This is a genomic window from Streptomyces gobitricini (assembly GCF_039532985.1).
GTDB lineage: Bacteria > Actinomycetota > Actinomycetes > Streptomycetales > Streptomycetaceae > Streptomyces > Streptomyces gobitricini.
Genome location: NZ_BAAASR010000014.1, coordinates 173,744 through 197,646, shown reverse-complemented (window position 1 = coordinate 197,646; position 23,903 = coordinate 173,744). Strand labels below are relative to the sequence as shown.

Below are 23,903 nucleotides of genomic sequence, written 5' to 3'. Positions count from 1 at the left end.
GCGTGGCACACTCTCCGGCGATGGACGGCATATCCGGGACCCGGCTCAGGTGGCTGCGGGCAGCGTTCTTCACGGCTCTGGTCGTGACGCTGTCCGTGGCCTCCCATGTGCTGCTGTCCGGGGTCCCGCTGCCCGTCGTCACCGTCGCGGGCGTCGCGGCCGCCGTCTTCGGCATCGCGTACGCCTCGGCGGGCTCCGAACGCGGCTTCTGGAACATCGCCGGGCTCCTCGTCCCGCTGGAGCTGGCCGCGGACACGGTCTTCACCACCGGCCAGCACGTCTGTTATGGACCGGCCGGCGGCCCCGTGGCGGGGTCCCTGCGGTCGGTGGGCGTCGACGTGCTGTGCGGTGGCGCCGTGGGCGCCCCGCTGCCGGGTGTCGTGGTCCCGGAGGGTGGCGCCGCCGCCCTGCTGCGCTCCCCCGACCCGGCGCTGCCCTGGCTGCTGCTGGCCGCGCATGTCGCGGTCGGGCTGATCGCCTCGGCCTGGCTGCGGCGGGGCGAGAGCGCGCTGGCCGGGCTGGTGCGCTCGGTGGCCGCCTTCGCGTTCCGGCCCCTGCTGCTCGCCGTCGCCGCGATCGGTGCGGCGCGTCCGGCCGCACGGCGGGGCGTGCGGCTCGCGAGCCGGCCGCGGCCCTCCCGTACCCGTCTTCTCGTGCACTCCGTGGGGCGGCGGGGACCGCCGTGCCGGGCGGCCCTCGCCGCCTGAGCACCACAGTCCCTTCTCGTACGGATCTGTCACGGAGAACACCATCATGAGTGCACGCAACAGCCAGGCCAACAAGGCGGCGGCCCGCGAGCGTCTTCGCCAGGAGCGCGAGCGCCAGGCCAAGAAGGACAAGGTCCGCCGGCAGGTCACCGTCGGTGTCTCGGCGCTCGCCGCCCTGGCGCTGGCCGGCGGTGTCGGCTACGCCGTGATGCAGGCGAACAAGCCCTCCCACTGGGAGGCGGCGAAGGACGCGAAGAGCGTCACCGCGCCGAAGAACACCTCGGGCGAGAACGGCACCACTGTCGTCGTCGGCAAGCCGGCCGCCAAGAAGACGCTGGAGGTGTACGAGGACTCCCGCTGCCCGATCTGCGCGACGTTCGAGCAGGGGGTGGGCGAGACGATCGAGAAGGACGTCGCCGCCGGCAAGTACAAGCTCAAGTACGTCGGCGCCACGTTCATCGACGAGGACGACCTCTCCGAGGGCCGCATCGGAGCGAACGGCGAGGGCTCCAAGAACGCGCTGTCCGCGCTGGGAGCAGCCCTCGACGTCGGCCCCGAGGCGTTCCTGGACTACAAGGCGGCGCTCTACTCGGCGAAGTACCACCCCGAGGAGAGCCAGGACAAATTCGCCAAGGACTCCTACCTCCTGGCGATCGCCGACACCGTTCCGGCCCTGAAGAGCAACGCCGCGTTCAAGAAGAACGTGGAGGAGGGCACCTTCGACGCCTGGGCGCTGAAGATGTCCGAGGCCTTCGAGAAGAGCGGCGTGACGGGCACGCCCACGCTGAAGATGGACGGCAAGCCCGTCACCGACGCGCGGGGCAACGCCCCCATGACCGTCCCCGACTTCACCGCGGCGATCGACAAGGCCCTCAAGGGGTGACACCGGGGCCTCCGGGAAGGCGGGCCGGCGGCCGGTGGGGCGCCCTTCGGCGCACAGGCCGTACGGCCCGCCCTTCTTCCCGGGGTGCGCCCCCACCGGATCGACGCGCGCCGCCGGCACCTTCCCGGCCGGCCGGCGGTGAGGTTCCCACGGTGCGGTGAGGCCGCCACCGCCGGTGAGGCCGCCGCGCGGGGTGGTCACCGCCCGCGGCGCGGTCGCCGCCACGTGGTGAGCGAGGCATGGCTTTCGGCCAACGGGCGGGCGAATTCCCGGGAGTTAGCCCGCTCACGCGCTCTACCGATCAGTAATCTGATCGGCCGTGACCAGTCGTCTTCTTCCCGCACCCAGCCGCCGCACGGTCGTCAAGACCGCTGCCGCCGCCGCCATCGCCACACCCGTACTCGCCGCCGCCGCGCCCGCCGCGGCGAACGCCCAGGCGCCCGCCTTCCTCCATGGCGTCGCCTCGGGCGACCCGCTGCCCGACGGCGTCCTGCTGTGGACGCGGGTGACCCCGGCCCCGGACGCCCTTCCCGGATCGGGCAAGGGCCCCGACACCGAGGTGAGATGGGAGGTCGCCGAGGACCGGGCCTTCAGCCGGATCGTGGCGCGAGGCGCGGTCACGGCGACGGCCGCCACCGACCACACCGTCAAGGTGGACGTCAGGGGCCTTCGCCAGGAGACCGTCCATTACTTCCGCTTCACGGCCGGTACGGACCCCTCGACGGCCGTCTCCCCCGTGGGCCGGACCCGCACGACCCCGGCGGCGGACGCCACCACGGCCGGTGTCCGCTTCGGCGTGGTCTCCTGCGCCAACTGGGAGGCCGGCCACTTCTCCGCGTACCGCCACCTCGCGGCCCGTACCGACCTGGACGCGATACTCCACCTCGGCGACTACATCTACGAGTACGGAACGGGCGCCTACCCCAAGCCTGAGCACGTCGTGCGGCAGCACGAGCCCAAGCACGAGATAGTCACCCTCGCCGACTACCGCGTGCGGCACGCCACCTACAAGACCGACGCCCACCTCCAGGCCCTGCACGCGGCGCACCCCGTCATCGCCATCTGGGACGACCACGAGTTCGCCAACGACACCTGGTCCGGCGGCGCGGAGAACCACACCCCGGGCACGGAGGGCGACTGGACGGCCCGCGCGGCGGCCGCGAAGCAGGCGTACTTCGAGTGGATGCCGGTCCGCGCCTCCACCGAGGGCACGGTCTACCGCCGGCTGCGCTTCGGCAAACTGGCCGACCTGCACCTGCTGGACCTCCGCTCGTTCCGCTCGCAGCAGGCGCCGACGGGCAGCGGCCGGGTCGACGACCCCGACCGCACGATCACCGGCCGCGCCCAGCTGGACTGGCTGAAGGCGGGGCTGGCGTCGTCCGACGCGGCCTGGAAGCTGGTGGGAACCTCGGTGATGATCTCCCCGGTCGCCTTCGGTTCCCTGCCCGCCCATCTGCTGGGGCCGGTCGCGGAGCTGCTGGGTCTGCCCCGGGGCGGCGTGGCGATCAACGTGGACCAGTGGGACGGCTACACGGACGACCGCAGGGAACTCCTCGCCCACCTGACGGGCCGGTCCATCACCAACACGGTCTTCCTGACCGGTGACATCCACATGGCCTGGGCCAACGACGTGCCCGTGACGGCTGCCACCTACCCGGTGTCGCGGTCGGCGGCGACCGAGTTCGTGGTGACGTCGGTGACCTCCGACAACCTGGACGACATCCTCGGCGTCGCTCCCGGCACGGTCTCGCTGGTCGCGGCGGCGGCACTCCGGGGCGCCAACCGCCATGTGAAGTGGGTCGACATGGACAACCACGGGTACGGCGTCCTCGACGTCACCGCCGAGCGCTCGCAGATGGACTACTACACCGTCTCCGACAGGACGAGGCCGGACGCGTCCTCGGCATGGATCCGCTCCTACCGGACGCTGAGCGGTACCCAGAAGGTCGAGCGGGTGGACGCCCCGGTGCGCTGACGGGCCGGCAGTGAGGGTTTCCAGCCATAACCGCTCCTGTTGACGGGGACCACAGGGCGGTGGCGGGCGGCGCGTCCCGGAGAGCCCGAACGGGGACACGCCGCCCGCCACCGGTGCCGTCAGCGGCCGCCGCACGGGACGTGCACCGCTACAGGCTCTCCAGGAAGGCCGCCGCGATCGCCCAGGCCCGCTCGGCGGCGTCCTCGTCGTAGTCCGGCAGGCCGCGATCGGTGAAGAGGTGCCCGGCACCGGGGTAGCGGTACACCTCGGTGTCCGCCCCCGCCCGACCCATCCCCAGGTACCAGGCGTTCAGCCAGTCATGGGACTCGAACGGGTCCGGATCGGCGACATGCAGCTGCACCGGGAGGCCGTCCACGGAGGCGTTCGGCGCGATGTCGGAGGTGCCGTGCAACAGCAGCAGGCCACGCGCCTTCTCGTCGCCGAGCGCCAGGGTCTGCGCGATGGACGCCCCCATGGAGAACCCGGCGTAGACGAGCCCCTGCTCCGAGTAAGGGGCGGCGGCCATGACGGCCCTCTTGAGCAGCTCCTCCTTGCCGGTCCGCTCCTTGATCGCCATGCCCTCCTCGATCGTGTCGGCCGTTTGACCGTCGTAGAGGTCGGGCACGTGCACGTGGTGCCCGGCGGCACGCAGCCGGTCGGCTGCGGCGTGCACGGCCGGGCGCGGACCGTAGGCCGAGTGGAAGAGCATGATGTTCATCCGGCCATCCTGCCAGCTGGATCCAGGAGCCATGGAGAACGTACTGCGCCCGTTGACCGTCGTCGGTGGGGCGGTCGTGCTCACGCTGGTCGTCGGCTACCTCGCCGACGTCACGCTGCGCCGAGCCGACGCCCGGCACCACGAGACCCCGTTGTGGGGGCTGCTGCGCCGCTGCCGGCTGCCACTGCAGGTGGTACTGCTCACGGCCCTCCTGCGCGGCTCCTACCGGCAGACGCACTGGTCGGTCATCGAGGACCACGAGACCGGGATCGGCCGGGCACTGTCGCTGGTGCTGATCGGGGCGAGCGCCTGGCTGGTGGTGCGGATCGCCGCGGCCATAGTGGAGTCCACCTACGCCCGGTACGCCTCGTCCACCCGGGACACCGCGCGCGTGCGCCGCGTCCGCACCCAAGTGACGCTGATCATGCGGATCGTCACGGCCGTGGTCGCCGTGGTCGCGGTCGCGGCGATGCTGCTCACGTTCCCGGACTTCCGGACCATCGGTACGTCGATGCTGGCTTCCGCGGGCATCATCGGCATCGTCGCCGGTGTCGCCGCCCAGTCCACGCTCGGGAACCTCTTCGCCGGCTTCCAGATCGCCTTCGGCGACATGGTGCGGATAGGCGACACGGTGGTGGTGGACGGCGAGTGGGGCGTGGTGGAGGAGGTCACGCTGACGTTCCTCGCCGTACGGACGTGGGACGAGCGCCGGATCACCATGCCGGTCTCGTACTTCACCAGCAAGCCGTTCGAGAACTGGTCCCGGGGCGGCGCCCAGATGACCGGCACGGTCTTCTTCCACCTGGACCACTCGGCCCCGGTGAGCCTGATGCGCGAGAAGCTCAAGGGCATTCTCGCGAACTGCTCCACCTGGGACGGACGTGACTGGTCGCTGGCAGTCACCGACACCACCCCGAGCACGATGCAGGTGCGGGCGGTCGTCACGGCGAAGGACGCGGACGACATCTGGTCACTGCGGTGCGTGGTCCGTGAGCAGATGATCGCCTGGCTGTACGAGAAGCACCCCTACGCGCTGCCCCGTATCGCCACGGCCGCCGCGTCGCTGCCGCCGGACGGGCAGTGGCCGGAGCGCGGCAAGGGGGTGCGCCGGCCGCCCCGCCCGGCGGAGGTCCACAGCAACAACGCGGACGGGTACGTCCTGGACGGTGACGCCCCCGTCGAGGACGCCCCCCGCACGGGCCGCGGCTGACCCCCGGGACCTCCCGGGGCGGGCCCCACGCGGGCGCCGAACCGCACACCGCGCCACCGCGCCACCGCCCCGGGCCAGGGCCCCGGAAACCACCGCCCCGGGCCACCGGCGGGCCGGGTCGGTGTCAGCGCAGGCTGCGGACGTCCAGGTGGCGCAGGACGCGATCGACGACCTCCGGGTCGGCGCCGGGCTCACTGCGGGCGGCCAGGACCTCGTGGCGGGCGGCCGACATCAGTTCCCGCTGGATGCGCTGCATCATCTTGAACCGCTCCGCCCGCTGGGCGGAGGCCGACCGCCGCTCCTCGTCGACCAGGTCGGGACTGATCCGCACCCCCACGTCGAACGCGACGCGCTGGAGCCGCTCCCGCAGTTCCTCCGGCAGGTCCTCGACCTCCTGGATCTCCTTGAGGCGCCGTTTCGCGGCACCGGCGGCCCGGACGGCGAGCTTCCGCTCCAGCTCGCGCTCCTCGTCCGTGTCGGCGCGTACGCCGAGCCTCTTCACCAGCCAGGGCAGGGTGAGGCCCTGGACCACGAGGGTCGCCATGATGACGCAGAACGCGATGAAGACGATCTCGTCCCGCCCCGGGAACGGCGCCCCGTCCTCCGTGCGCAACGGGATCGCGAGCGCCAGTGCGACCGACGCCACGCCGCGCATGCCGGACCACCACATGACGACGGTCTCCCGCCAGCTCACGGGGATCTCCTCGTCGTAGTCCCGCCGCGTATGGAGCCGTTTGGCGAGCCATGTCGCCGGCAGCAGCCACAGCAGTCGTACGCCGACGACGCAGGCGGCGATGGCGGCGCCCCAGCCCAGCATCCGCAGCTCCCGCCCGTCGGCCGTGCCGAAGACGTTGTGCAGTTCCAGGCCGATGAGTCCGAAGGCGATGCCCGTGACCAGGGTGTCGACGATCTCCCAGAAGGCGCGCCCGGCGATCCGGCCCATGACGTCGTCCGCGTCCGTCGCGTGCTCCGCGAGGAACAGGGCCGTGACGAGGACCGCGAGGACACCGGAGCCGTGCAGCTCTTCGGCGAGCGCGTAGGAGGCGAAGGGCACCAGGAGGGTGAGGCCGCTCTGGAGGGTGGCGTCGCCCAGCAGCACCAGCAGCTTGTCGGACAGCCAGCCCAGCGCGAGCCCGACCGCGATGGCGACGACGGCGGACAGCACCAGTTCGCCCGCCGCCTCCCCCCAGGAGAAGGTTCCGCCGACGACCGCACCGATCGCCACGTGGTAGAGCACGATGGCCGTGACGTCGTTGAACAGCCCCTCGCCCTCGAGGATCGACACGAGCCGGCGGGGCAGCCCCAGGGAGCCCGCGACGGCCGTCGCGGCGACCGGATCGGGAGGTGCGACGAGCGCGCCGAGCACGACGGCGGCGGCGATCGGCAGGCCCGGCACCACGGCGCTCGCCACGGCGGCGACGGCGGCCGTGGTGACGAAGACGAGCGCCACCGCCAACAGGAAGATGGGCCGCTTGTTGGCCGCGAACTGGCGCCACGACGTCCGCTGCACCGTCGCGTACAGCAGGGGCGGGAGCACCAGCGGCAGGATGAACTCCGGCGGGACCTCCACGTTCGGCACGAAGGGCAGCAGTGCCAGCGCCATGCCCGCGAGCGTCATCAGCACCGGGGCGGGCAGCCCCAGCCGCTCCCCGAGAGGCACGGTCACCACCGCCCCGAGCAGCAGCACGAGCAGCAGAGCCAGCTGGTCCACGGTGCGCCCTCCGGCCGTTCACTCCACGATGATCAGGAGTCAAACCCTGCCATGCGCGTCACAGGACCCGGCGCATCGCCAGGTGCGGTATCCCCGCGTCCTGGAACTCGTCGCCGTACGCCTCGTAACCGAGCCGCTCGTAGAACCCGATCGCCTGTGTCTGGGCATGCAGGTCCACCGCCGTCAGGCCACGCGCGCGTGCCGCCTCCTCGATGGCCCGCACCAGGGCCACCCCGACCCCGAGGCCTCGCGCGGCCGGGGCGACCGCGAGGCGGCCCAGCGAGCCGACGCCCTCGGCGCCACCGGTCTTACCGGCCGCGTCGGCCCCGTACAGCAGCCGGCCGGTTCCCAGGGCGGCCCCGTCCGCGCGACGGACGGCCAGCACATGGGCGGCGGTCGCGTCGTACGTGTCGTACTCGATGTCCTCCGGTACGCCCTGCTCCACGACGAAGACCTCACGGCGGATGGCGAAACCCGCCTGGCGATCGGCCTCGCTCACGGCCTCCCGTACGACGAACTCGCTCACGCGCTCTCCGCGGCGATCCTGTCCAGGGCGTTCTGGAGGTCGTCGGGGTAGGTGCTCTCGAACTCCACCCACCGCCCGTCCGACGGGTGCTCGAAGCCGAGGCGCACCGCGTGCAGCCACTGCCTGGTCAGACCGAGCCGCTTCGCCATCGTCGGATCGGCGCCATAGGTCAGGTCGCCGACGCACGGGTGGCGGTGGGCCGACATGTGGACGCGGATCTGATGGGTGCGGCCCGTCTCCAGCTTGATGTCGAGCAGGGAGGCCGCGCGGTACGCCTCGATCAGGTCGTAGTGGGTCACCGACGCCTTGCCGTCCGCCGTCACGGCCCACTTGTAGTCGTGGTTCGGGTGACGTCCGATCGGTGCGTCGATCGTCCCGCTCAGCGGGTCCGGGTGCCCCTGTACGAGCGCGTGGTAGCGCTTGTCGACGGTACGGTCCCGGAACTGCGCCTTGAGCAGCGTGTACGCCCGCTCCGACTTGGCCACGGCCATGAGCCCGGACGTCCCGACGTCGAGACGGTGCACGATGCCCTGCCGCTCGGCCGCGCCGGACGTCGAGATCCGGTACCCGGCGGCCGCGAGACCGCCGATCACGGTCGTGCCGGTCCAGCCGGGGCTCGGGTGCGCGGCGACGCCGACCGGCTTCACGATCACGACGATGTCGTCGTCGTCGTGCACGATCTCCATGCCCTCGACGGGCTCGGCGACGATCTGGACGGGGGCCGGGGCGCCGGGCATCTCGACCTCGAGCCACGCGCCTCCGCTCACCCGCTCGGACTTGCCGACGGCGGCGCCGTCGACGAGCACCTTCCCGGCGGCGGCGAGCTCGGCCGCCTTGGTACGGGAAAACCCGAACATACGGGCAATGGCGGCGTCGACGCGCTCACCTTCGAGGCCATCGGGAACGGGCAGCGTTCGGATCTCGGGAATCGTGCTCACCCGTCGAGTATGCCTTGTCAGTCCTTGTGGACGGTCCCGTCGGGGTCCAGCCCCCGGAACGACAGGATCACAATGAGGAACCCGCCGCAGACGATCGCCGAGTCCGCCAGGTTGAACACCGCGAAGTGCGCGGGCGCGATGAAGTCGACGACCGCGCCCTCGAAGACGCCGGGCGCGCGGAAGATCCGGTCGGTGAGGTTGCCGAGCGCACCCCCGAGCAGCAGGCCCAGGGCGATCGCCCAGGGCAGGCTGTACAGCTTGCGCGCCAGCCGGATGATCACCACGATGACCACCGCCGCGATACAGGTGAAGATCACGGTGAACGCCTCGCCCATCCCGAACGCCGCGCCCGGGTTGCGTACCGCCACGAACCTCAGCAGGTCACCGATGACCTGGATCGGCTCGTGGTGCTCCAGCTTGGCCACCACGAGCATCTTGGTGCCGAGGTCGAGAAGGTAGGCCACCATGGCCACGACGAGCAGTGCCGTGATGCGGCGCTTGCCCCTGGGCGGCTCCGCGGGCGCCGCGGCCTCGTCGTCAAGATCCGGCGTACCGATGGTGCGCTCCACCTCTGCCACGTGAGTCCCTCAACCTAGGTGCCTACTGTGCACGAGGGTACGGCACACACGTACGGGTTCAGCCTCGCCGTTCCTGCTTCTGCTTGTCCTCCACGCACAGGGTGGCGCGCGGGAAGGCCTGCATGCGCGCCTTGCCGATGGGCTTGCCGCACACCTCGCACAGGCCGTACGTCCCCGCGTCGAGCCGTTGCAGGGCGTGCTCGATCTGTTCCAGGGTGGCGCGGGCGTTGGCGGCGAGCGCCATCTCGTGCTCACGCGTGATGTTCTTGGTGCCGGTGTCAGCCTCGTCGTGCCCGGCGCCGTCCCCGGAGTCCCTCATGAGCCCGGAGAGGGCTTCCTCGGAGGCGGTGATCTCCGCCTGGAGGCGGGCCGCCTCGCCCTCGAGCTCCGCCCGCGCCTCCGCGACCTCCTCGGGGCTCCAGGGCTCCTCCCCGGGCCGTACGGCGAGCTCCTCCGGCGCCGTCCCGGCGACGCCCCGGGCGGGGGGTACGGCCGAAGCGGCCGGCGCCGTGGTCACATCCGCGGTCTTCTTCGCTGCCACTGTCCTGGCTCCTGTCTGTTCCGCGGCCTCGGCCGCCCCCTCGGCCGCGGCTGCGGCCTGTTCCGCGGCCTTGCCGGCCGCGCGTTCGTTCCTCGCCCGGCTCCCGGCGGCGGCCTTCCCGCCACCGCCCGGTTCGCCGGCCGCCCTCCTACGAGACGCCGCCTTGCCACCGTCCGCCACCCGGGACGGCGCCTCCGTGGCGGCGGCCTTCCGGCCGGAGGCCGTCTTCCCGCGCGCCGCCGCACCGGAGTCCTTCCCGCCTTCGTCGGCGGCCGCACTCCCCGCCACGCCCGCCTTCCGGGCGGGTGCCTTCCCGGCACCGTCCTTGGCAGCCGCTCTCCCCGTCACCGCACCGCCCTCGCCCGCCTCAAGGGCGGGCGCCTTCTTCGCGGGCGCCTTCTTGGCGGGCGCCTTCTTGGCGGGTGTCTTCTTGGCGGGAGCCTTCCTCGCGGGCGCCTTCTTGGCGGGTGTCTTCCTCGCGGGTGCTTCCTCTCCGTCTTCCGGGTCCCCCTTGGTCACCGCGGTGCCGGCAGTCGCCTTCTTGCCCGCCTTTCCGGCGGCCACACCAGCACCGGTCGTCTTCTTGGCGGCTGCCTTCCTGCTCGTCGCTTTCCCGGCGGGCGCCTTCTCACCGCCCGTGGCGGTGGGCGGACCCCCCACGGCCTTGCGTCCCGCCGCCGGAGCGGACGCCTTCCCGCCCGCCGGGCCCACCCGCCCGGAAGCCGCGCGGCCGGCCGGCGCGGAGGTCCTGCGCTCAGGCGCCGCGGCCGCGGCCTCCGCCGTCTCCACGCGCTTCGCGGTCCGGTCGGCCTTCTTCGCGGCTGCGGTGTCGCCGCGCTGCGCGGCCGTCCCGCCCGCGGCCTTCTTCGTGACCGTCTTACGGGCCCGGGCCGGCGCCGTGCGGCCCGTCGCCGACGCGGCCTCCCGCTCCGACGCCGTGCTCTTCTTCCCCGTCGCGTCCTTGGCCGCCGCGCCCGTGGCGGGAGCGGTGGATCTGCCGGACGCCGTCTTCTTCACGGCGGTCTTCTTCGCCACCATCTCGCGGCCCCTTCACATATTGTGATCTTGCTCGCGAATCGTGCTGGGACGATAAATCGACCGGGGCCCCGCGGCAACGGGGCACGCCGCCGGTTCGGACGCCCCGTGCCCGCGGCATGGACGGCCTGCATCCGTTGTGCCCAGCTCCCCGCCCGGTAATCCGTCCCCGCCCACCGCCCGGAGCCCGCCAGGGGGCGTGTGGCCATTCGGGTCACTCCCGCCCACCGGAAACCGGTCGGCCTCTGTCCGACCGGGCCCGTACACTGGGCGCAGCGAAAGGCTTGGATGGGGACGAGTAGCGTCGTACGCAGCCATGAGCGACCCGGGGACGGTGAGAGCCCGGGGGCGAGCCCGATGTGAAGCATCACCCCGGAGCCGCCGGAAGAACGCCACGCGGGAGACCGCGTGGTCAGTAGAACCGGCATCGCGACCCCAATGAGGGGGCTCAGGACGCCGACGAGGCGCCCGGGGCCAAGGAGGGTGGTACCGCGGGAGCCGGCCGCAGCGCAGGCGCTCTCGTCCCTCCGACGGAACGAGGAACAGTCCGCCGGAGGATTCGATGTCGCAGTACCGCCAGGTACCCGCCCAGGTCGACCTGCCCGCGCTCGAGCACGCCGTGCTCGATTTCTGGCGCGAGGCCAAGGTCTTCCAGAAGTCCCTTGAGCAGTCCGAGGGCCGCCCCGAGTGGGTCTTCTACGAGGGCCCGCCCACCGCCAACGGCATGCCGGGCGCGCACCACATCGAAGCCCGCGTCTTCAAGGACGTCTTCCCCCGCTTCCGCACCATGCGCGGCTACCACGTCGCCCGCAAGGCCGGCTGGGACTGCCACGGCCTGCCGGTCGAGCTCGCCGTCGAGAAGGAGCTCGGCTTCTCCGGCAAGAAGGACATCGAGGCCTACGGCATCGCCGAGTTCAACGCCAAGTGCCGGGAGTCGGTGACCCGCCACACCGACGCGTTCGCCGAGCTGACGACCCGGATGGGCTACTGGGTCGACCTGGACGACGCGTACCGCACCATGGACCCGGAGTACGTGCAGTCGGTCTGGTGGTCCCTGAAGGAGATCTTCGACAAGGGTCTGCTGGTCCAGGACCACCGCGTCGCCCCCTGGTGCCCCCGCTGCGGCACCGGCCTGTCCGACCACGAGCTGGCCCAGGGCTACGAGACGGTCGTCGACCCCTCCGTCTTCGTCCGCTTCCCGCTGACCTCCGGACCCCTCGCCGGTGAGGCCGCGCTCCTCGTCTGGACGACGACCCCCTGGACCCTGGTGTCCAACACGGCCGTCGCCGCCCACCCCGACGTGACCTACGTGGTCGCGACCGACGGCGAGGAGCGGCTGGTCGTCGCCGAGCCGCTGCTGGCGAAGGCCCTCGGCGAGGGCTGGGAGCCCACCGGGCAGTCCTTCACGGGCGCCGAGATGGAGCGCTGGACCTACGAACGCCCCTTCGCCCTCGTCGAGTTCCCGGCCCCGGCCCACTTCGTGGTCAACGCCGACTACGTGACGACCGAGGACGGTACGGGTCTGGTCCACCAGGCGCCCGCCTTCGGTGAGGACGACCTCAAGGTGTGCCGCGCGTACGACCTGCCGGTCGTCAACCCGGTCCGCCCGGACGGCACCTTCGAGGAGGACCTCGGTCTCGTCGGCGGCCAGTTCTTCAAGAAGGCCGACGAGGCCCTCACGGCCGACCTCCAGGCCCGTGGGCGGCTGTTCAAGCACATCGCGTACGAGCACAGCTACCCGCACTGCTGGCGCTGCCACACGGCGCTGCTGTACTACGCGCAGCCGTCCTGGTACATCCGCACGACGGCCGTCAAGGACCGGCTGCTGGAGGAGAACGAGAACACCAACTGGTTCCCGGACTCCGTCAAGCACGGCCGCTTCGGCGACTGGCTGAACAACAACATCGACTGGGCCCTCTCCCGCAACCGTTACTGGGGCACCCCGCTGCCCATCTGGCGTTGCGAGGAGAACCACCTCACCTGCGTCGGCTCGCTCGCCGAGCTGACCGAGCTCACGGGCACCGATCAGTCGGCCCTCGACCCGCACCGCCCGTACATCGACGACGTGACCTTCCCCTGCCCCACCTGCCGGGAGACGGCCACCCGCGTCCCGGAGGTCATCGACGCCTGGTACGACTCGGGCTCGATGCCGTTCGCGCAGTACGGCTATCCGTACAAGAACAAGGACCTGTTCGAGAAGCGCTACCCGGCGCAGTTCATCTCGGAGGCGATCGACCAGACGCGCGGCTGGTTCTACACGCTCATGGCCGTCGGCACGCTCGTGTTCGACAAGTCCTCGTACGAGAACGTGGTCTGCCTGGGCCACATCCTGGCCGAGGACGGCCGGAAGATGTCCAAGCACCTGGGCAACATCCTCCAGCCGATCCCGCTGATGGACCAGCACGGCGCCGACGCCGTGCGCTGGTTCATGGCGGCCGGCGGTTCGCCCTGGGCGGCCCGGCGCGTCGGCCACGGCACCATCCAGGAGGTCGTCCGCAAGACGCTCCTCACGTACTGGAACACGGTCGCCTTCCAGGCCCTGTACGCCCGTACGTCGCAGTGGGCGCCCTCCGCCGCCGACCCGGCGCCCGCCGACCGCCCGGTCCTGGACCGCTGGCTGCTCTCCGAGCTGCACGCGCTGACCGACCAGGTCACCCAGGCCCTGGAGGCGTACGACACCCAGCGCGCCGGAAAGCTGCTGTCCGCCTTCGTCGACGACCTCTCCAACTGGTACGTACGCCGCTCCCGGCGCCGCTTCTGGCAGGGCGACAAGGCGGCCCTCCGTACGCTGCACGAGGTCGTCGAGACCATCACCCGCCTGATGGCCCCGCTCACGCCGTTCATCACGGAGCGGGTCTGGCAGGACCTGGTCGTCCCGGTCACGCCCGGCGCCCCCGAGTCGGTCCACCTGTCCACCTGGCCGGAGGCGGACCTGTCCGCCATCGACCCGGCCCTGTCCTCGCAGATGGCGCTGGTGCGCCGCCTGGTGGAGCTGGGCCGCGCCACACGCGCGGAATCCGGCGTGAAGACCCGCCAGCCCCTCTCGCGCGCCCTGGTCGCCGCGACGGGCTTCGAGGCCCTGTCGCCCGAACTCCACGCGCAGATCACGGAGGAGCTCAACGTCACCTCCCTGGCGTCCCTCTCGGAGGTGGGCGGTTCGCTCGTCGACACGACCGCCAAGGCGAACTTCCGGGCGCTGGGCAAGCGCTTCGGCAAGGGCGTCCAGGACGTGGCCAAGGCGGTCGCCGCAGCCGACGCGGCCGCGCTCTCGCTGGCGCTGCGCAACGGCGAGGCCACCCTGGAGGTCAACGGTGAGACGATCGCCCTCGCCCCGGACGAGGTGATCATCACGGAGACCCCCCGGGAAGGCTGGTCCGTCGCCTCCGACGCCGGCGCCACGGTCGCCCTCGACCTGGAGATCACCCCGGAACTCCGCCGCGCGGGCCTGGCCCGTGACGCGATCCGGCTGATCCAGGAGGCCCGGAAGAACAGCGGCCTGGATGTCGCGGACCGTATCGCCCTGCGCTGGGAGTCCACCGACCCCGAGGTCGTCGCCGCCCTCGGGGACCACGCCGAGCTGATCGCCGACGAGGTGCTGGCCACCGACTTCTCGTCGACCGACGCGGACGCCACGTACGGCGAGCCGTTCACCGACGAGGGCCTCTCCCTCACCTTCCGCCTCCGCAAGGCGTAGCAGCCGTGAGGACCCGGCCACCACCCGTGGCCGGGTCCTCACGCGTATCCGCCCCACACCCCGCAGACAACACCCAACCCCGACGGGACTACGCCCCCACCCCCACGCCCCGCAGACGGCGTCCGGCCAGGGCGGGGCAGTGCAGGGTCGCCCCCGCAGCGGATCGGCGGCGCCGTACGGCCACGAAACCGGCTGGGCACCCCGCCGACCGCGAGGAGGCGAGCCCGGAGGGGCCACGCCCCACCACCCCCGGACAGGCACCGCCGCCCGTCGGCTGGGCAGGCCACGCAACGTCCCGAGCCGGCAGCCGCCCCCAGGCAACCCCCGCCCCCGGCAGTCCCCGCAGCCCCCGGCACCCGCCAACAGCCACCCCCTCCACACCCACCCCGCCCCCCACACCCTCCGGGGCACATCGGAAGGGCACCGTCGGGGCCCGTCAGGCCCGTCGGCCTGTCCGTCCCTCCCCCCTCTCCCCGAGGACCGCGTCCGGCCCGGCGGACGACCGCCCTCCACGGGAGGGCCGCGAAACCGCCGCCACCAAAGACGGGCCGTCGCCGGACATGGCAAAGGGCCGGGGCCCGGGACATGATGTCCCGGGCCCCGGCCCGACTGCCTACCGACGACTACGCGCGGCTACGCACGGATCGCGCGACCCGCCCCGGTCAGTTGTCGTCCTCGTCGATCAGGAAACCGCGCATCGGCGACGGAGCCTGCTGCATCGGCTGCGGGGCCTGCGGCCGTACCGGTGCCATCGGCTGCGTCATCGCGGGCGACATCTGCTGCTGACCGCCGTAGGACGGGCCACCACCCATCGACGGGCCGCCGCCCATGGTCTGGTTGCCGCCGTACGACGGGGCGCTCGCGCCGGCCGACGCCATCGACGGGGACGGCGGCAGCGAGGGCGCGGCGGACGGCGTCCGCGGCGGGGCGAGCGAGTCGTCCGCCTGGGTCTCCAGCTGGCGCAGCTGGCTCTCCAGGTAGGACTTCAGCCGCGTACGGTACTCGCGCTCGAAGCCACGCAGGTCCTCGACCTTGCGCTCCAGCGTGGCGCGGGCCGACTCCAGCGAGCCCATCGCGACGCGGTGCTTCTCCTGCGCGTCCCGCTCCAGGGCGTCCGCCTTGGCACGGGCGTCGCGCTCCAGGCCCTCGGCGCGCGAACGCGCCTCGCCGACGATCTTGTTGGCCTCGGAGCGGGCCTCCGCGATCGCCTGGTCGGCGGTCTGCTGGGCGAGGGAGAGGACACGCGCCGCGCTGTCGCCGCCGGGGCCCTGACCGGGCTGCGGCATCTGCGGGCCGTGACCACCCATGGGGCCACCCATGGGGCCGCCCATCGGGCCACCCATGGGGCCGCCCTGCATGTGACCGGGGCCGTGCTGGCCCTGCGGGCCACCGTGGCTGGGACCGGCCGGCAGCTGAGGAGCACCACCGGGCAGCTGGGGGGGACCCATCTGCGGGGGCTGCTGCTGGACCGGCGGACCCGATATCCCCGCGGGCACGGGGGCGCCGGGGCCCACGGGCCGGTCCTGCTGCTCCGGAGGCTTGCGCATACCCTGCTGCTGCTGGTTCTGCGCGGCCGCGCGCGTGGCGGCGGCGAGCTTGGCGCGCAGGTCCTCGTTCTCGCGGAGCAGACGCGTCAGTTCGGCTTCGACCTCGTCGAGGAAGGCATCGACCTCGTCCTCGTCATAGCCTTCTCGGAGGCGGACGGTCGTGAACTGCTTGTTCCGCACGTCCTCGGGGGTCAGCGGCATCTTTCCTTCACCTCTACGTAGTCGTCGGCAGTCGGCAGGACCGTATCGCTACACCCTCACACCCTCATCATGAAGCTGTTCACGATGGAGATCAGGATGTAGACGATGATCATCAGAACGAAGAAGGACAGGTCGAGTGCCACGCCCCCGAGACGCAGCGGCGGGATGAACCGCCGCAGTAGTTTCAGTGGTGGATCGGTGACAGTGTAGGTGGCCTCCAGAACGACCACCATCGCCTTCCCGGGTTCCCATGAACGAGCGAACTGGAAGACGTAGTCCATGACCAGCCGGAAGATCAGGACGACAAGGAAGCACATCAGAGCGATGTAGATCACTTGTAGTGCGACGCTCATTCCCGCGCTTCCCTCTCCCCTGGTCCCATGTCCACCGGCCCTCCGGCCGGCCGTTCCGGTGTCGTGCTCTCAGCTCTGGTTGAAGAATCCGCCCTCTGCGATGCGGGCCTTGTCTTCCGCCGTGACATCGACGTTAGCAGGCGACAACAGGAACACCTTCTGCGTCACTCGCTCAATGCTGCCATGCAGCCCGAAGACGAGACCGGCGGCAAAGTCGACAAGTCGCTTCGCGTCCGTGTCGTCCATCTCGGTGAGATTCATGATCACAGGTGTGCCCTCGCGGAAGTGTTCCCCGATGGTACGGGCCTCGTTGTAGGTCCGGGGGTGGAGTGTGGTGATGCGGTAGGGCTCCCGCTCGGACACGACCTTGGGCATGATCACCGGTGCGTTCTTCTCCAGGCTCGGTCGTTCAGGTGTGATGGATGCCACGGGGGCGATTCGTGCCGGACGTCCGCTTTCAGCGGGAAGCGGAACGGGGTCGCGCTGCACGGGGGGCTGCTGGACGACGCGCACCGGCTCCTCACGCTCCGCCTGGTGCGGAGGCTGGTGCGGGGGCTGGTGGCGCCGTCGGTCACGCTCGGGCTCCGGCTCCAGCTCGGGTTCGAAGTCGTCATCGGGGTCGAAACCCCGGCCGTCGTACCCATCGTCCTCCACGAGGCCGAGGTAGACCGCCATCTTGCGCATCGCGCCGGCCATTCTCTGAGTCCTCCGCTCTGTGGTGGATCGCCCTCACCATTAGTGGGCACAGCGTCACCAAGTACCCGCGATCCACGAGGCCTGTCCGCTGTTCGGCGGAAATGACCATATTTTCTACTGTGGTCCGACTTGCTTCGCGACGTTACCCGAGCCGGGGTCGGTCTCCGAGTACCGCCGTCCCGATGCGCACATGTGTCGCCCCGGCCGCGACGGCGTCCTCGAGGTCCGCACTCATCCCTGCCGACACCATGTTCGCAGCCGGGCGGGACGCGCGCAGGCGGGACGCCAATTCCATCAGCCGGTCGAACGCGGCTCGTTGGCGCCCCGCGTAGGGGCCGGCCAGCGGTGCGACCGTCATCAGCCCGTCGAGCCGCAGCCCCGGCGCGCCGGCCACCGCGTCGGCCAACTCCTCGACCCCGTCCGGCGCGACGCCGCCCCGCTCGCCCCGCTCACCGGACTCCGCGTCGAGGGCGACCTGGATCAGGCACCCCAGCTCGCGCCCGGCGCGCGCCGCGGCGGCCGAGAGCGCGGTGACGAGCTTCGACCGGTCGACGGACTGCACCTCGTCCGCGTAACTCACCACGGAACGGACCTTGTTGGTCTGCAGCTGGCCGACGAAGTGCCACGTCAGGTCGAGGTCCGCGCACGCGGCGGCCTTCGGTGCCGCGTCCTGGTCACGGTTCTCGGCGACATGACGGACGCCCAGCTCGTGCAGCAGCCGCACGTCGCTCGCCGGGTACGTCTTGGTGACCACGATCAGGGTCACGTCCCCGCGCTCACGTCCGGCGGCGGCGCACGCGGCGGAGATACGCTCCTCCACCCGCGCCAGGTTTGCGGCGAGTTGCGCCTTTCGGTCCGTCATCTGCTTACCCTCCCCCAGCCCTCGGCCGGGTGGTGCCCCCATCAAGCCAGACATATCCGGCGAGCCGCCCCGTGGTGCGGTCGCGGCGGTACGAGTAGTGGTCGCGCGATTCACGCGTGCAGACCTCCGACGCGCGCCGGTCGCGCACCCCCAGCGCGTCGAGCTGGGCGAGCACCCCGGCGGTCACATCCACCGCCGGAGTGCCCCAACTCGTCTCGGCGTGCGCCTCCGGCACGACGGCGGCGACCTCGTCCCGCATCGCGGCGGGGACCTCGTAGCAGCGCCCGCACACGGCCGGGCCGGTACGGGCCGTGATCCGGGACGCCTCGGCGCCGAGCGCGACCATGGCCTCGACGGTGGCCGGCACCACGCCCGCCACCATCCCGGGCCGGCCGGCGTGCGCCGCGCCCACCACGCCCGCGACCGGATCGGCCAGCAGGACGGGGGTGCAGTCGGCGGTCAGCACCGCGAGCGCGAGCCCGCGCCGGGCGGTGACCACACCGTCCACCGCCGGGACCTCCTGGTCAGCGGTCCACGGCCCGTCCACCACCGCGACGTCCCGGCCGTGCACCTGGTTCATCCACACGACCCGCCGCGGGTCGAGCCCCAGGGACTCGGCGGCGAGCCGGCGGTTCGTCACGACGGATCCGGGGTCGTCGCCGACCGCTCCGCCGAGGTTGAGCTCTTCGTACGGAACGGCGCTCACCCCGCCCCACCGATCGGTGAAGGCGAAATGCGCGCCGCTCACGGAGTCGTGCTGCCCTATCACGTCACACGATCACTTCAGGAAGTCCGGGACGTCCAGTTCCTCGGCCGAGGTGTCCGGGTACGGGCGGGCCGGCGGGACGGCCGGCGGGGTGACCGACAGGGAGCTCTCGTTCACCGCCGGGGCGGGCTCGGCCGCCGGGGCCGGCGACTCCTCGCGGACCGGAACGGTACCGAGGCCGCTCACCGGGCGGGGCGGCTCGGCCGCCCGCGCCGGGGGAGCGGGCTCCTCGCGCTTGCTCGATCCGGCGCTGAGGATGTTGTCCCGCCGGGCCGGCGGCTGACCGCCGTCGAAGCCGGCCGCGATGACCGTGACCCGGACCTCGTCGCCGAGGGCGTCGTCGATGACCGCACCGAAGATGATGTTGGCCTCGGGGTGGGCCGCCTCGCTGACGAGTTGCGCGGCCTCGTTGATCTCGAAGAGGCCGAGGTCCGAACCACCGGAGATGGAGAGCAGCACCCCTCGGGCGCCGTCGATGGAGGCCTCCAGCAGCGGCGAGGAGATCGCCATCTCGGCCGCCGCCACCGCGCGGTCGTCGCCGCGGGCCGAGCCGATGCCCATGAGCGCGGAACCGGCCTCGGACATGACCGACTTGACGTCGGCGAAGTCGAGGTTGATGAGGCCGGGGGTGGTGATGAGGTCGGTGATGCCCTGGACACCGGAGAGCAGCACCTGGTCGGCGGACTTGAACGCGTCCAGCACGCTGACCTGACGGTCCGAGATGGACAGCAGCCGGTCGTTCGGGATGACGATGAGGGTGTCGACCTCTTCACGGAGCTCGGCGATGCCGTCCTCCGCCTGGTTGGCGCGGCGCCGGCCCTCGAAGGTGAACGGCCGGGTGACCACACCGATCGTCAGGGCGCCGAGCGAGCGCGCGATGTTGGCGACGACGGGTGCGCCGCCGGTGCCGGTGCCGCCGCCTTCGCCGGCGGTGACGAAGACCATGTCGGCCCCCTTGAGGACCTCCTCGATCTCCTCACGGTGGTCCTCTGCCGCCTTGCGACCGACTGCCGGGTTGGCTCCGGCCCCGAGGCCGCGGGTCAGTTCACGACCGACGTCGAGCTTGACGTCGGCGTCGCTCATCAACAGCGCTTGCGCGTCCGTGTTGATGGCGATGAACTCGACGCCCTTGAGACCGACCTCGATCATTCGGTTGATGGCATTGACACCACCGCCGCCGACACCGATGACCTTGATGACTGCGAGGTAGTTCTGCGGTGCTGCCACGTCGAAGGCCTCTCGCCTCGAGTTACGTGTCGTCACTTCGCGGTGGTCTCGCGCCGCGACGACGGATGCCGATGGGACGGTCCGAAACGCCGACCCAAACCCTAACGTTGAAGTTTAGGGTTACCAGTGTCTCTGTTCGCTGGACTCTTCCGAACAGGACACTAAGTCGACAAGTGGCGCACGTTCAACGAACACGCCGAACCTCCCGTTTTTCTTTTCACCCTATGTGATCACCCATAGCGCTGACCAACCAGGGTGCTGGCCAGCGCAAATGTGCGTCAACTCCGCGACGCCGCAGGGGCGGTCGGCGCACTGACGTCGAAGTGCCCCGCTTTGGGCGCGGCCTTCATCAGTGCGGTGAGCGTACGCGCTTTCGCCTCGCCGTCCTCACCATTGCCCCATGCCACGGTCCGACCGCCCGTCAGCTCCAGGGTGATGGAGTCGTACGAACGGACACGGAGGACCTTGGCGTCCGCGGCCACCCGCGCCGGCAGGTCACCCGCCACCTGGACCGCCTCCGCGGTCAGCCGTTCGGTACCGAAGCGGCGCAGACTGGGCGACCGGTCCGCCGCCAGCTCCAGCAGGGGCACCCCCTTGGGGGTCTCCGCCGCGCCGACCGTGGCGTAACGCACACCCGCCGCGTCCACCTCGGTGAACTTCCCGTCCTTCTCGACGAGGAGGACCGGCGTGCGCTCGACCACGGTCAGCCCGATCCCGTGCGGCCAGGAGCGGACGGCGTCCACCGACTCGACGCGCGGCAGGGCACGCAGCAGCCGGGCCTCGATCTCGTCCGTGTCGACCGACGCCATGGGCGCGCCGACCGGTACCGCGGCGGCCGCCTTGACCTCGGCGGGCGTCAGCACCCGCGTACCGGAGACCGTGACCCGCTCGACGCGCAGCCAGGCGGAGCCGTAGAAGAGCCAGACCCCGCCCACGAGCAGGATCAGGACGATCGCGAGCAGGAGCACGGCGCGGGGCCCCGGCAACGCCCGGCGGCCGCCGCCGGGCCCCGGACGCCACCGGAGGGAGGGCCGGGCCGAGGGCGACCGCCCGGGCCCGGCGCCCTTGGGCCTCACACCCTTGGACTTCGCGCCCTTGGTCCCCCGCGGGCCCGGCGCGCCCCGCTCGGTGGTCGTCGTCGGCCCGCCCATGCTCCCTGCCTTCTCACGCCCTGTGGCGTGCCGCGATCGCCTCGTAGACCATGCCGACGAGCAGGTCGTCGGCGTCCCGTCGGCCGAACTCGGCGGCGGCGCGGGACATCTCGTACAGCCGGTGCGGGTCGGAGAGCACCGGGAGCACATTGCCCTGGACCCACTCGGGCGTCAGCTCGGCGTCGTCGACCAGCAGGCCGCCGCCCGCCTTGACCACCGGCTGGGCGTTGAGCCGCTGTTCGCCGTTGCCGATCGGCAGCGGTACGTAGGCGGCGGGCAGCCCGACGGCGGAGAGTTCGGCGACGGTCATCGCGCCCGCGCGGCACAGCATCATGTCGGCCGCGGCGTACGCGAGGTCCATCCGGTCCACGTACGGTACCGGGATATAGGGCGGCATACCGGGCATGTTGTCGACGCGCGGCAGTTCGTTCTTCGGGCCGACCGCGTGCAGGATCTGGATGCCGGAGCGCTGGAGGACCGGGGCGACCTGCTGGACCACCTCGTTCAGCCGGCGGGCGCCCTGCGAACCGCCGGAGACCAGCAGCGTCGGCAGGTTGGGGTCCAGGCCGAACGCTGCGCGCGCCTCCGGGCGGACCCGGGCGCGGTCGAGGGTGGCGATGGTGTGCCGCAGCGGGATGCCGATGTAGCGGGCGTTGCGGAGCTTGCTGTCGGGCGTGGCGACGGCGACCCCGGCCGCGTACCGCGAACCGATCTTGTTGGCCAGGCCGGGCCGGGCGTTCGCCTCGTGGACCACGATCGGCACGCCGAGCCGCTTGGCGGCCAGGTAGCCGGGCAGGGCCACGTAACCGCCGAAACCGACGACGCAGTCGGCCTTCGTCCGTTCGAGGATCTGCTCGGCGGCCTTGATGGTGCCGCGCAGCCGCCCCGGGACGGTGATCAGCTCGGGTGTGGGCTTGCGCGGCAATGGGACGGCGGGGATGAGCGCCAGCTCATAGCCCCGCTCCGGTACGAGACGGGTCTCCAGACCCCGTTCCGTACCGAGGGCCGTGATCCCCACGGTCGGGTCCTGCCTGCGCAGGGCGTCCGCGAGGGCGAGCGCGGGCTCGATGTGGCCGGCGGTCCCCCCACCGGCGAGTACGACATGCACCGAAATTCACCGCTCTCCGGACGGACGCTTCTTGACGCGCCGTCGCATCGACTTCCAACTCACCCCGGCCTTTGCGCCGAGACCAGGCTGTCGCATGGCCAGGGCCGCCTTCGCCGCGGGCTCCTCCCGCGCGAAGGCGATGAGCAGACCGACGGCGAACATGGTCGGCAGCAGGGCGGAGCCCCCGTAGGAGAACAGCGGGAGCGGGACACCGGCGATCGGCAGCAGGCCGAGCACCGCACCGATGTTGACCACGGCCTGCGCCGTGATCCAGGTGGTCACGCCTCCCGCGGCATACCTCACGAAGGGGTCCTCCGTGCGTCCGGCCACGCGGATACCCGCATAGCCTAGGGCCGCGAAGAGGGCGAGTACCGACAGCGTCCCCGCCAGTCCCAGTTCCTCCCCGGTGATGGCGAAGATGAAGTCGGTGTGGGGTTCGGGGAGTTGGCCCCATTTTTCCACACTCGCCCCCAGCCCGGAACCGAACCATCCGCCCGACGCCAGAGCATAGATCCCGTGCACGGCCTGCCAGCACGAGTCCCCCGGGCCCGGCTCGGTGGCGCCGATGCAGGCGAGCCGCGCCATCCGGTTCTCGCTGGTCCTGATCAGCGTCACGCCGATCGCCGCCGCGACGGCCAGCACCCCCACGAACATCCGGGTGGGCGCACCGGCCAGCCACAGCAGGCCGAAGAGGATCGCGGTGAGGATGATCGCCGTACCCATGTCGCCGCCCAGCATGATGAGCCCGAGCAGCATGAAGGCGACGGGGACGAGGGGCACCAGCAGGTGTTTCCACTGGGTCAGCAGCCGCTTGTCCTGTTTGCGGGCGAGCAGGTCCGCGCCCCACAGGATCAGCGCCAGCTTGCCGAACTCGCTGGGCTGGAGCTGGAAGGGACCGCCGAGGTAGATCCAGTTCTGGTTGCCGTTGACGGAATGCCCTATCCCGGGGATCTGGACGAGCACCATCAGGAAGACGGTGCCCACGAGCAGCGGGTAGGCCAGCGCCCGGTGCAGCTTGGCCGGCACTCGGGAGGCGAACAGCAGCAGCCCGGTGCCGATGGCGGCGGCCAGGAACTGCTTGCGGAAGAAGTACGTGTCGGTCAGCGACAGCTCCAGCGCCTTGATCTGCGACGCCGAGTAGACCATCACGAGGCCCAGGACGGTGATCAGCAGGCTGGCGCCGAGAATGAGGTAGTACGCGGTCAGAGGCCGGTCCCAGGCCCTCCGCGCCCGCTCGTAGAGCCCGCGTACCCCGCTCCCGCGCGGTGGGCGGGGAGCGGTGACCCTCCGGCCGCGCACGGGCGTCCTGCGGGCGGTGGGGGGCCGCCGCGGCCCGGCGGTCCGGCCACGCAGTGCGAGGCCCGCCACAAGCCCCGTGACGAGGCTCGCGCGGTGCGGTGCGTACGCGGCGGCGTGGTCGGCCGGCATGGTCGCAGTCCCCTCCAGTCGTGCCCGGCGCGGCCGGACCTGGTGGCT

20 protein-coding genes are annotated in these 23,903 nt (G+C 71.7%); 5 read left to right on the top strand and 15 right to left on the bottom strand.

All coding sequences use genetic code 11. The features are described 5' to 3' along the window. Window positions 1-20: 20 nt before the first annotated feature. The 3 genes from ABD347_RS12380 to ABD347_RS12370 all read left to right on the top strand — a co-directional run bounded on the left by ABD347_RS12380 (window position 21) and on the right by ABD347_RS12370 (window position 3,565). Window positions 21-707 carry a hypothetical protein gene (locus tag ABD347_RS12380; RefSeq protein ID WP_344360149.1) on the top strand — a complete coding sequence of 229 codons (687 nt, stop codon included), beginning with the start codon at window positions 21-23 and terminating at the stop codon, window positions 705-707. A 46-nt stretch (window positions 708-753) separates the two neighbouring features. Next, window positions 754-1,590, top strand: a complete 837-nt coding sequence (locus ABD347_RS12375; protein ID WP_344360147.1) for a thioredoxin domain-containing protein — start codon at window positions 754-756, stop codon at window positions 1,588-1,590. A gap of 319 nt (window positions 1,591-1,909) precedes the next feature. Further along, the gene (locus ABD347_RS12370) at window positions 1,910-3,565 is read left to right on the top strand and encodes an alkaline phosphatase D family protein (RefSeq protein ID WP_344360145.1); all 1,656 of its coding nucleotides are present in this window, start codon (window positions 1,910-1,912) and stop codon (window positions 3,563-3,565) included. Window positions 3,566-3,713: 148 nt separating this feature from the next. Here ABD347_RS12370 and ABD347_RS12365 read toward each other — a convergent pair whose 3' ends face one another. Next, window positions 3,714-4,283, bottom strand: a complete 570-nt coding sequence (locus ABD347_RS12365; protein WP_344360144.1) for a dienelactone hydrolase family protein — start codon at window positions 4,281-4,283, stop codon at window positions 3,714-3,716. Window positions 4,284-4,314: 31 nt separating this feature from the next. Here ABD347_RS12365 and ABD347_RS12360 point away from each other — a divergent pair, with 31 nt between their 5' ends. Then, window positions 4,315-5,493, top strand: a complete 1,179-nt coding sequence (locus ABD347_RS12360; protein WP_344360142.1) for a mechanosensitive ion channel family protein — start codon at window positions 4,315-4,317, stop codon at window positions 5,491-5,493. A 124-nt stretch (window positions 5,494-5,617) separates the two neighbouring features. Here ABD347_RS12360 and ABD347_RS12355 read toward each other — a convergent pair whose 3' ends face one another. The 5 genes from ABD347_RS12355 to ABD347_RS12335 are packed head-to-tail and all read right to left on the bottom strand — an operon-like array spanning window position 5,618 to window position 10,825. Beyond that, a complete protein-coding gene (locus tag ABD347_RS12355) occupies window positions 5,618-7,204 on the bottom strand; it encodes a Na+/H+ antiporter (RefSeq protein WP_344360140.1) in 1,587 nt (528 codons plus the stop codon). 58 nt (window positions 7,205-7,262) lie between these two features. After that, window positions 7,263-7,730 (bottom strand): GNAT family N-acetyltransferase, encoded by a 468-nt coding sequence (locus ABD347_RS12350; RefSeq protein ID WP_344360138.1) that lies wholly within the window; start codon window positions 7,728-7,730, stop codon window positions 7,263-7,265. After that, complete coding sequence (locus ABD347_RS12345; RefSeq protein ID WP_344360136.1) at window positions 7,727-8,668, bottom strand: RluA family pseudouridine synthase; 942 nt, start codon at window positions 8,666-8,668, stop codon at window positions 7,727-7,729. The genes ABD347_RS12350 and ABD347_RS12345 overlap by 4 nt, the downstream gene beginning before the upstream one ends. Window positions 8,669-8,685: 17 nt before the next feature. Further along, window positions 8,686-9,246: a signal peptidase II gene (gene lspA / locus ABD347_RS12340; RefSeq protein ID WP_344360134.1), complete on the bottom strand. Its 561-nt coding sequence runs from the start codon at window positions 9,244-9,246 to the stop codon at window positions 8,686-8,688. Between the two features lie 58 nt (window positions 9,247-9,304). Further along, window positions 9,305-10,825 carry a TraR/DksA family transcriptional regulator gene (locus tag ABD347_RS12335; RefSeq protein ID WP_344360132.1) on the bottom strand — a complete coding sequence of 507 codons (1,521 nt, stop codon included), beginning with the start codon at window positions 10,823-10,825 and terminating at the stop codon, window positions 9,305-9,307. Between the two features lie 559 nt (window positions 10,826-11,384). Here ABD347_RS12335 and ileS point away from each other — a divergent pair. Next, the gene (gene ileS, locus ABD347_RS12330) at window positions 11,385-14,516 is read left to right on the top strand and encodes an isoleucine--tRNA ligase (RefSeq protein WP_344360130.1); all 3,132 of its coding nucleotides are present in this window, start codon (window positions 11,385-11,387) and stop codon (window positions 14,514-14,516) included. Window positions 14,517-15,178: 662 nt separating this feature from the next. Here ileS and ABD347_RS12325 read toward each other — a convergent pair. The 9 genes from ABD347_RS12325 to ftsW form a co-directional block, all read right to left on the bottom strand. Beyond that, window positions 15,179-16,264, bottom strand: coding sequence for a DivIVA domain-containing protein (locus ABD347_RS12325; protein ID WP_344360128.1), 1,086 nt, complete (start codon window positions 16,262-16,264; stop codon window positions 15,179-15,181). A 56-nt stretch (window positions 16,265-16,320) separates the two neighbouring features. Further along, window positions 16,321-16,617 carry a YggT family protein gene (locus tag ABD347_RS12320; protein WP_064071639.1) on the bottom strand — a complete coding sequence of 99 codons (297 nt, stop codon included), beginning with the start codon at window positions 16,615-16,617 and terminating at the stop codon, window positions 16,321-16,323. Between the two features lie 69 nt (window positions 16,618-16,686). Continuing rightward, window positions 16,687-17,313, bottom strand: coding sequence for a cell division protein SepF (locus ABD347_RS12315; RefSeq protein ID WP_336318413.1), 627 nt, complete (start codon window positions 17,311-17,313; stop codon window positions 16,687-16,689). Window positions 17,314-17,455: 142 nt separating this feature from the next. After that, window positions 17,456-18,175 (bottom strand): YggS family pyridoxal phosphate-dependent enzyme, encoded by a 720-nt coding sequence (locus tag ABD347_RS12310; RefSeq protein WP_344360125.1) that lies wholly within the window; start codon window positions 18,173-18,175, stop codon window positions 17,456-17,458. A 4-nt stretch (window positions 18,176-18,179) separates the two neighbouring features. Further along, on the bottom strand, window positions 18,180-18,944 hold the full coding sequence (pgeF, locus tag ABD347_RS12305) for a peptidoglycan editing factor PgeF (protein WP_344360124.1): 765 nt from the start codon (window positions 18,942-18,944) through the stop codon (window positions 18,180-18,182). Window positions 18,945-18,953: 9 nt separating this feature from the next. Then, complete coding sequence (ftsZ, locus tag ABD347_RS12300) at window positions 18,954-20,168, bottom strand: cell division protein FtsZ (protein ID WP_344360122.1); 1,215 nt, start codon at window positions 20,166-20,168, stop codon at window positions 18,954-18,956. A gap of 278 nt (window positions 20,169-20,446) precedes the next feature. Beyond that, a complete protein-coding gene (locus ABD347_RS12295; protein WP_344360120.1) occupies window positions 20,447-21,319 on the bottom strand; it encodes a cell division protein FtsQ/DivIB in 873 nt (290 codons plus the stop codon). A 13-nt stretch (window positions 21,320-21,332) separates the two neighbouring features. Beyond that, window positions 21,333-22,427 carry an undecaprenyldiphospho-muramoylpentapeptide beta-N-acetylglucosaminyltransferase gene (gene murG, locus ABD347_RS12290; protein WP_344360118.1) on the bottom strand — a complete coding sequence of 365 codons (1,095 nt, stop codon included), beginning with the start codon at window positions 22,425-22,427 and terminating at the stop codon, window positions 21,333-21,335. A gap of 6 nt (window positions 22,428-22,433) precedes the next feature. Beyond that, window positions 22,434-23,855: a putative lipid II flippase FtsW gene (gene ftsW, locus ABD347_RS12285; RefSeq protein ID WP_344360116.1), complete on the bottom strand. Its 1,422-nt coding sequence runs from the start codon at window positions 23,853-23,855 to the stop codon at window positions 22,434-22,436. Between the last annotated feature and the right edge of the window lie 48 nt (window positions 23,856-23,903).